General features: G+C 65.8%; 6 protein-coding genes and 1 pseudogene. 4 read left to right on the top strand and 3 right to left on the bottom strand.

What is annotated here, in order from left to right:
• The 3 genes from SE92_RS15480 to SE92_RS15490 form a co-directional block, all read left to right on the top strand.
• On the top strand, positions 1 to 819 hold an 819-nt coding region (locus SE92_RS15480), incomplete at its 5' end, for a beta-ketoacyl-ACP synthase II (RefSeq protein WP_157095888.1).
• A 57-nt stretch (positions 820 to 876) separates the two neighbouring features.
• Positions 877 to 1,509: a LysE family translocator gene (locus SE92_RS15485; RefSeq protein ID WP_063196544.1), complete on the top strand. Its 633-nt coding sequence runs from the start codon at positions 877 to 879 to the stop codon at positions 1,507 to 1,509.
• A complete protein-coding gene (locus tag SE92_RS15490; protein WP_063196545.1) occupies positions 1,502 to 2,380 on the top strand; it encodes an alpha/beta fold hydrolase in 879 nt (292 codons plus the stop codon). Before SE92_RS15485 ends, SE92_RS15490 begins: the two co-directional genes overlap by 8 nt.
• A gap of 102 nt (positions 2,381 to 2,482) precedes the next feature.
• Here the strand turns inward: SE92_RS15490 and SE92_RS15495 are convergent, their stop codons facing one another.
• From SE92_RS15495 to SE92_RS15505, 3 genes are all read right to left on the bottom strand, one after another.
• A complete protein-coding gene (locus SE92_RS15495; RefSeq protein WP_063196546.1) occupies positions 2,483 to 3,367 on the bottom strand; it encodes a 4-(cytidine 5'-diphospho)-2-C-methyl-D-erythritol kinase in 885 nt (294 codons plus the stop codon).
• Positions 3,368 to 3,390: 23 nt separating this feature from the next.
• Positions 3,391 to 5,187 (bottom strand): tetratricopeptide repeat protein, encoded by a 1,797-nt coding sequence (locus tag SE92_RS15500; protein WP_157095463.1) that lies wholly within the window; start codon positions 5,185 to 5,187, stop codon positions 3,391 to 3,393.
• A gap of 308 nt (positions 5,188 to 5,495) precedes the next feature.
• Positions 5,496 to 7,157 carry an electron transfer flavoprotein-ubiquinone oxidoreductase gene (locus SE92_RS15505; RefSeq protein ID WP_063196548.1) on the bottom strand — a complete coding sequence of 554 codons (1,662 nt, stop codon included), beginning with the start codon at positions 7,155 to 7,157 and terminating at the stop codon, positions 5,496 to 5,498.
• 135 nt (positions 7,158 to 7,292) lie between these two features.
• Here SE92_RS15505 and SE92_RS37555 point away from each other — a divergent pair.
• A pseudogene (locus SE92_RS37555) lies at positions 7,293 to 7,435 on the top strand (uracil-DNA glycosylase); the annotation flags it as partial.

A 7,435-nucleotide genomic window follows, 5' to 3' on the forward strand; every position in this document is an offset into this window, starting at 1 on the left:
GCGAGCGGCCACGTCTCGATCAAATACGGCTACAAGGGCGCGCTGGGCACACCGGTCACCGCCTGCGCCGCCGGCGTGCAGGCGATCGGCGATGCCGCGCGCATGATCCGCGCGGGCGAGGCCGACGTCGCGATCTGCGGCGGCGCGGAGGCCTGCATCGACATCGTCAGCCTCGGCGGCTTTGCGGCGGCCCGCGCGCTGTCGAGCGGATTCAACGAGGAGCCTGCGCGCGCTTCGCGCCCGTTCGATCAGAAGCGCGACGGGTTTGTCATGGGCGAAGGCGCCGGCATCCTGGTGATCGAGGAGCTCGAACATGCGCTGGCGCGGGGCGCTACGCCGATTGCGGAGATCATCGGCTACGGCACCACGGCGGACGCCTATCACATGACCTCAGGTCCGCCCGACGGCGACGGCGCGCGCCGCGCCATGGAGATCGCGCTTCGGCAAGCGAGTCTGGCACCGGCGGATGTGCAGCACCTGAATGCGCACGCGACCTCGACGCCGGCCGGCGACGAGAGCGAGCTCGGCGCGATCGGCGCACTGTTCGGGCGCAACCGCGGCATTGCCGTCAGCGCGACCAAATCGGCCACCGGCCATCTGCTCGGCGCCGCCGGCGGCCTCGAGGCGATCTTCACCGTGCTCGCCTTGCGCGACCAGATCGCGCCGCCGACGCTCAATCTGGAAACTCCCGATGCGGGCGCGGAAGGGATCGACATCGTCGCAGGCCGCGCGCGGCCGATGCCGATGCAGCATGCGATCTCCAACGGCTTTGGCTTCGGCGGGGTGAATGCCAGCGCGATCTTCCGCCGGATGGACTAAGCGAGGGGCCTTCGAACCAAGACTTGCAATCGCGGTCCGCTGCGCTACGAAAACAGGATGATCGAAACCAATTTCTGGCTGTTCCTGGCCGCAGCCTGTCTCATCGCCGCCGTTCCCGGCCCCGGCATCTTCTACGTCGCGGCGCGGACGCTGTCCGAGGGGCGCGCCAGCGGGTTTGCCTCGACCGCGGGCACGGCGCTGGGCGGGCTGGTTCATGTGGTCGCCGGCAGCCTCGGCATCTCCGCCATCATCCTTGCAAGCGCCGAATTATTCGCTGCCGTCAAGTTCGCCGGCGCGCTCTATCTGGTCTGGCTCGGCATCAAGACGTTCCGCGGGGCCGGCCGCGCGCTGTCGCTCGAGAGCGAAGCTGTCGGCGACAGGCGCGCGTTCCGCGACGGCGTGCTGGTCGAGGCGCTGAACCCCAAGACCGCCGCGTTCTTCCTCGCCTTCATCCCGCAATTCCTCGATCCCGCGGGATCGAGCCCGACGCTGCAATTCATCATGCTGGGCACGATCTCGGTGACGCTGAACACGCTCGCCGACGTCGTGGTGGTGCTGATGGCCTCCGCGACACGCACACAGCTGATCGGACGGCCGCAGCTGATGCGGCGTCTCACCCAGGGCTCCGGCGTCTTCATTGCAGGTCTCGGCCTGTCGTTGGCCTTGGCGCGGCGGCCGGCGAATGGCTAGCACCCCGCAGGACCGCTTCTATGAATCGCACGGCCTGCGGCTGCATTACGCCGATTGGGGCAATGAGAGCGCGCCGCCGCTCATTCTTGTTCATGGCGGGCGCGATCACTGCCGAAGCTGGGACGTCATCGCCCGGTCGCTGCAGCCGCATTTTCACGTGATCGCGCCGGACCTGCGCGGCCACGGCGATTCCGAATGGACCAAGGGCGGCAGCTACGCACTGACCGAATATGTCTACGATCTCGCCCAGCTCGTTCGCGTCATCGCGGCGCCTCACGTGACTCTCATCGGCCATTCCATGGGCGGCATGGTGAGCCTGATCTTCTCGGGGTCATTCCCTGAGCAGGTCTCGAAGCTGGTGGTGCTCGACGGCGTAACCATGTTGCCGGATACGCCAAAGGCCCCAGTGCATGAGCGCATCGGCAAATGGGTCGGCCAGCTCGACAAACTGCACGACCGCACACCGCGCCGCTATGCGACCCTCGAGGACGCTGCGGCGCAGATGGTGCTTCACAACAAGCGCCTCGCCCGCGACCTCGCGCTGCATCTCGCCACTCACGGCGCACGGCAGAACGAGGACGGTTCCTATAGCTGGAAATTCGATCCCTATCAGCGCGCCTCGGCGCCGCACCGGCTCTGGCCGGACGATCACGTCGCGCTGTGGGGCCGCATCGCCTGCCCGACGCTGCTGCTCAACGCCGGTGAAAGCTTTCTCGCCGGCGCCAGGGCCGCAGGCCTGGAGCGGTATTTCCAGAACGCACGCATCGAGACCATCGCCGGCGCCGGACACTGGCTGCAGCATGACAAGCCGGACGAGGTGCTCGGCGAGATCCGGCGGTTCTTGGGGCTGACTGAGGACGCCGCGGGTTAGCTCAGGCCTATCCGCGTCATTGCGAGCACAGCGAAGCAATCCAGAATCCCACCGCGGTGATAGCCTGGATTGCTTCGCTACGCTCGCAATGACGAGAAGCGTCTAGCTCAACATCCCCGCATGCACCCACCAGCCGGGATGGTCGCGCCGGATCTTTTCAGCGGCGGCATGCGCTTCGTTTGCCGCGCCATAGATCGCAAAGCACGTCGCACCCGAGCCGGACATGCGGGCGAGCTTGACGCCGGGGGAGTCGCGCAAGGCTTCCAGCACCTTGCCGATCACAGGCTGGATCCGCAGCGCCGGCGCTTCGAGATCGTTGGGAACGCGTTCGAGAACGCCAACCCAATCGGCAATCGATCCGCCCTCTTCCGGCCAGGCCGGAGCGCGGATGACGTCGGTGACGCCGACCAGCAATTGACCGTTGCGCAGGCCTAGCTCCTGAAACACGTCCTTGGTGGCAACAGGCACGCGCGGATTGACCATCACGCAAGGCATGCTCGGCAGCGCGAGCGGCAGCAGCTGCTCGCCGACGCCGGTCATGTCGCAGGCGCGCGAGACGAGGCACACCGGCACGTCGGCGCCGGTCGCGAGCGCGACCTTCTGCAAGCGGGGATCATCGAGCGACAGATTGTTGAGACGCGCCAGAAGCCGCAGCGCCGCGGCGGCGTCGGCCGAGCCGCCACCAATGCCTGCCGCGACCGGCAGCACCTTGTCGAGCGCGAACGCGCCGAGCTTGAGGTCCGGCACCGCCTCGGAGAGCAGCCTGGCGGCCTTGAGCACGAGATTGTCGGCGGTGTCGCCGCAAGCCGCAGCCAGCGGTCCGGTGGTGACGAGCTTCAGCTCGCCGCCCGGCTCCAGCGTGAGCCGGTCGGCGCAGTCGGCGAACGCGACCACGCTTTCGAGATCATGATAGCCGTCGGCACGACGGCCGACGACGCGAAGGCTCAAATTGACCTTCGCCCGTCCTTCCTCAATCAACGCCGGCATCGGCGATCAACCCCCAGAACTCACTAGCCGCCCTTGCCGTCGTCCTTCTTCTTGTCCGCCTGCGCGGCCGAAGAGTTCGTACTGTCGTCGGTCATGCCGTTGGCGATCTTGGCTTCGATCTTCGGCAGCTCTTCCGGCTCGGGCTTGAGATCGCGGGCATGCGCCCACTGGAATTTGGCTTCCAGCGTGCGGCCGACGCGCCAGTAAGCGTCGCCAAGATGGTCGTTGATGGTGGGATCCTCGGGCTTCAGATCGATCGCGCGCTCGAGATTCTTCACCGCCTCCTCGTAATTGCCGATGCGGTAATAGGCCCAGCCGAGGGAATCGACGATGTAGCCGTCGTCGGGACGCTGCTCGACGGCGCGCTTGATCATCTTCATGCCTTCGTCGAGGTTGATCCCCTGGTCGATCCAGGAATAGCCGAGATAGTTGAGGACGTGGGGCTGGTCGGGTTGCAGCTCGAGTGCCTTCTTCATGTCGGCCTCGGCTTTGGCCCACTGCTTGGAGCGCTCCTCGCAGATGCCGCGATAATAGTACCAGACGCTGTTGGCCTTGTCGTTGCCGGGTGTCAGCGCGTCGATGCCTTGCGAATAGGTCGCCCCGCAATCGCCGAACCTCTTGCGGCCGCGCTCGATATTGCCGAGCGCCATGATGGCTTCGAGGTCCTTGGCATCCTCGGCAGTGACGCCCTTGAGGATCTTGATCGCCTCGTCGGTGCGGTCGGCGGAATCCAGATCAATGGCGAGCTGGATCTGCGCGTTGCGCTTGAGCGGCGAGCTCGCCGGCACGCGCTCGTAGACCTTGATCGCCATCTGCGGCCGCTTCACCGATTCGTAGAGATCGGCGAGCGAGAGCAGCGCCAGCGGATGGGTCGGCTGGAGGTAGAGCGCGAGCTGGAGATAGACCAGCGCGAGATCCTCGCCGCCGCGGCGGGTCAGCGTGGCGCCGATGCCGTAGAGCGCTTCGGCGGCGCCGGCCTGGGCGGAATCGACCAGCGGCGGCATTTTCTTGCCGGCCTTGGTCTCGCGCAGGCCCTCCTGGATCAGCGGATGACGCGCCAGCTTCTTGTCGAAGGCCTGGTAGACGGTGGTCGCGGCGCCGGAATCCTTGTTGCGCGACAGCCAGCGCGCATAGGCCTCGGTCACGCGCAGCATGGAATCGTCGAGCTTGTAGGCGCGCTCGAAGCGGGTGCCGGCGTCCTTCTCCTTGCCGGAGAGCTCGAGGATCATGCCGGCATGGAGGTCCTTGAACAGCGGGTACCATTCGGGGCCGGCCAGCTTGTCGATGGTGGCGACACCGCCCTTGGCATCGCCCGCACCATAGGCGGCCCAACCGGACAGCAGCGTGGCGACGAGATCGGTGATCGGACCGCGGATCGACTGGTTGATGTTGGTCTGCGCGGCGGCGTACTTCTTCACCTTGAGATCATGCACGCCGACGACGAGACGTGCGACGCGGTTGGTCTTGTCGATGGTGAGGACGCGCTCGGCGAGCTTGACCGCCTCCTCGATGTCGCCGTCGGCGACCGAGGAGATGAAGGCGCGGTCGAGCAGCTCGTTGTTCTTGGGGTCGGTGCGCAGGGCGGAGCGGTAGAATGCGGCGGCGGAGGCCGCGTCACGCTCGACGCTGGCGTGGCGGGCGGCGAGATAGCTGCCGGCCCCGGTGAGCGACTTCAGATCGTTTCGGGTCGGAAACTGCGCCGCCGTGTTCTCCGGGTGATCCGGCGTCTGCGCCAGGACCCTGCCCGGGACGGTCGCGATCGCTGTGCCCATGAGGGCGATGGCGGCAACAGTCCAGCGGTTGAAACGATTTGAAAACATCAGGGCTCGCCTTGAGTTGGTAGTGCCTGGGTTTGCAGCAGAGGGCCGTATCGCATGCGAACGCGGCCGGTGGCATTGGGACCCGGAACCGTCAGGCCGACAATGCCGCTTTTGGCGCTTCGCCGCAAGGATTCGGACCGGACAGCCCCCCTCCGCGCGCCCCAAATCGGCCAAGTCACCGGTCCGGAGCAGCCCCAAGACGCCGCTACTATGGCCTTATCGTGGCCGCGACCCGTCGCCGCGGCCCCCTCCTCACGCGAACGTGCGCCGGATCGCTTTGTGACCTAATCCGCTTGCCCGGCCCGTTCTCACATCGCCTCGTAGTTCGGACCGCCGCCGCCCTCCGGGGGAACCCAGGTGATGTTGCCGTTGGGATCCTTCACGTCGCAGGTTTTGCAGTGAACGCAGTTCTGGGCGTTGATCTGGAAGCGCGGGCTCGAGCCCTCCTCGACCCATTCATAGACGCCGGCCGGGCAATAGCGATTCGAAGGACCGGCGAACACGTCGTGTTCGGAGGTCTTCTGCAAGTTCATGTCCGTGACCTTGAGATGGACCGGCTGGTCCTCCTCGTGGTTGGTGTTGGACAGGAACACCGAGGACAGTTTGTCGAACGAGATCTTGCCGTCCGGCTTCGGGTAGTTCTTCGGCGCATGCTGTTTGGCCGGATCGAGCGTGGCGCGGTCGGGCTTGGCATGAGACTGGGTGCCGAACAGCGAGGCGCCGAACAGCGTGTTGCACCACATGTCGAGGCCGCCGAGCGCGACGCCGAGCACGGTGCCGAACTTCGACCACAGCGGCTTGACGTTGCGCACCAGGAACAGGTCCTTGCCGACGGAGGACGAGCGCCAGGCGTTCTCGTACTCGACCAACTCGTCATTGCTGCGATCGGCGGCGAGCGCTGCTGCGACGTGCTCGGCTGCGAGCATGCCGGTGCCCATCGCATTGTGCACGCCCTTGATGCGCGGCACGTTGACGAAGCCGGCCGCGCAACCGATCAGCGCGCCGCCGGGGAAGCTGAGCTTCGGCACCGACTGATAACCGCCCTCGGTGATAGCGCGCGCACCGTAAGCGAGCCGCTTGGCACCCTCGAAGGTGCCGCGGATCGACGGATGAGTCTTGAAGCGCTGGAACTCGTCGAACGGCGACAGGTAGGGATCGTCGTAGTTCAGATGCACGACGAAGCCGACGGCGACGAGATTGTCGTCGTAATGATAGAGGAACGAGCCGCCGCCGGTTTTCAGGTCGAGAGGCCAGCCGAACGAATGCTGGATCGTTCCCTTCTGATGCTTCGCCGGATCGATCTGCCAGACCTCCTTGAGGCCGATGCCGAACTTCGCCGGCTCGCTGTTGGCATCCAACGCGAACTTCGCGATGAGTTGCTTGGTCAGGCTGCCGCGAGCGCCTTCGGCGAACAGCGTGTACTTGCCGAGCAATTCCATGCCGCGGGTAAACGAATCCTTCGGCTTGCCGTCGCGGCCGATGCCCATGTCGCCGGTGGCGATGCCCTTGACCCTGCCCTCCTCGTCATAGAGCACCTCGGCAGCGGCAAAGCCCGGATAGATCTCGACGCCGAGCGCCTCGGCCTTCCGCGCCAGCCAGCGGCAGACATTGCCGAGCGAGCCGATGAAGCAGTGATGATTGTCCATCAGCGGCGGCATCATGAAGTTCGGCAGCTTGATCGCGCCGCCGGCCGTCATCCAATAGAAGCGATCGTCCTTCACCTGGGTCTTCAGCGGGCAGTCGGAATCCTCGCGCCAGTCCGGGATCAGCTTGTCGAGCCCGGCCGGATCGATCACGGCACCCGAGAGAATATGCGCGCCGACCTCGGAGCCTTTCTCCACGACCACGACGTTGAGATCGGCATTGAGCTGCTTCAGCCGGATCGCGGCGGACAGGCCCGAGGGGCCGGCGCCGACGATGACGACGTCGAATTCCATGGATTCGCGCGGAGGAAGTTCTTCGGTGCTCATCTGATCTCAGCCCTTGAGACGGTCCTTGGTCATTTGCGCCCTCTTGTTTCCGATTTTTCCGGGTAGGACAACCACGGAAATGCGTTTCACCGGGGTGCAAGGCGCCTTAAACTGAACTAATAGTCAGACTTTCCCATGATACCCGAACCCGCACCCACCGTCCGCGAGCTTCTTGCCTTCTATCTGGAGGCCGGCGTCGATTGCGCGCTCGCCGAGGAACCGATCGACCGCCTGGCGGAATTGGATGCCCCACCGCCGGCCCCGCGCGCGGCACCTCC

It is taken from the genome of Bradyrhizobium sp. AT1 (assembly GCF_001590795.1).
GTDB lineage: Bacteria > Pseudomonadota > Alphaproteobacteria > Rhizobiales > Xanthobacteraceae > Bradyrhizobium.

Bases quoted from the DNA above. Each gene is read 5' to 3' on its own strand.
- SE92_RS15485 (WP_063196544.1), top strand. From the start codon at position 877: ATGATCGAAACCAATTTCTGGCTGTTCCTGGCCGCAGCCTGTCTCATC.
- SE92_RS15490 (WP_063196545.1), top strand. From the start codon at position 1,502: ATGGCTAGCACCCCGCAGGACCGCTTCTATGAATCGCACGGCCTGCGG.
- SE92_RS15495 (WP_063196546.1), bottom strand. From the start codon at position 3,367: ATGCCGGCGTTGATTGAGGAAGGACGGGCGAAGGTCAATTTGAGCCTT.
- SE92_RS15500 (WP_157095463.1), bottom strand. From the start codon at position 5,187: ATGTTTTCAAATCGTTTCAACCGCTGGACTGTTGCCGCCATCGCCCTC.
- SE92_RS15505 (WP_063196548.1), bottom strand. From the start codon at position 7,157: ATGAGCACCGAAGAACTTCCTCCGCGCGAATCCATGGAATTCGACGTC.